The sequence below is a fragment of the Streptomyces sp. HD genome (genome assembly GCF_028369295.1).
GTDB lineage: Bacteria > Actinomycetota > Actinomycetes > Streptomycetales > Streptomycetaceae > Streptomyces.
In genome coordinates, this window is the sequence record NZ_JAQMYP010000160.1 from 1 (window position 1) to 796 (window position 796).

Here is a 796-nt window from a genome sequence, read left to right on the forward strand (position 1 = left end):
GTCCATGCCACGACCGCCGGTCGTCGCGAGGAACGCCGCCTCGAAGTCGGTGTCCCGGGAGGAGGCGATGTGCGCCTCGTCCAGACCCAGCTCCCGCAGCGTGTCCCACTTCGCCGCGCTCGCCGTACCGAACACCTCGGCGCCGAGATGCCGTGCCAGCTGCGTGGCGGCCATACCCACACCACCGGCCGCCGCATGCACCAGCACCGACTCCCCGGACTCAAGGCCACCCAGCTCGGTGAGGGCGTAGTACGCGGTCAGGAATACGATCGGCACCGAAGCCGCCTGCGCGAACGACCACCCCGCAGGAACCCGGGCCACCGTCCGCGCATCCGCCACCGCCACCGGCCCGAACGCACCCGAGAACATCCCGAACACCCGGTCACCGACCGCCAGCCCGGCCACACCCGGCCCGACCCCGGTCACCACACCCGCACCCTCCAGACCGAAGTCCCTCGCATCCCCCGGGTACATGCCGAGCGCGTTGAGAACGTCGCGGAAATTCACACCCGCGGCCCGCACCGCAATGCGGACATGACCGTGCGTCAGCTCGGCCTCGGCCTCCGGGATCGCGCGCAATGCGAGCCCTTCCAGCGTGCCCTTCTCCACGATGTCCAAGCGCCAGGCCGACTCCCCCGCGGGCACCGTCAGCGCCCCACCAGTCGGCACACGTCCCAGACGCGGGGTGAAGGCGACACCCGCGCGTACGGCAAGCTCCTCCTCACCCGAGGCGAGCGCGGCCGTCACCACGGCCCAGGACTCGTCCGTACCATCCACATCCAGCAACGCGAACCGC

The 796-nt window shown here is 71.2% G+C and carries 1 protein-coding gene; it reads right to left on the reverse strand.

Annotated features, from left to right (window positions below; translation table 11 throughout):
- A partial coding sequence (locus tag POF73_RS45790; RefSeq protein ID WP_334313684.1) for an alcohol dehydrogenase catalytic domain-containing protein occupies positions 1-777 on the reverse strand: 777 nt, incomplete at its 3' end.
- Positions 778-796 lie beyond the last annotated feature (19 nt).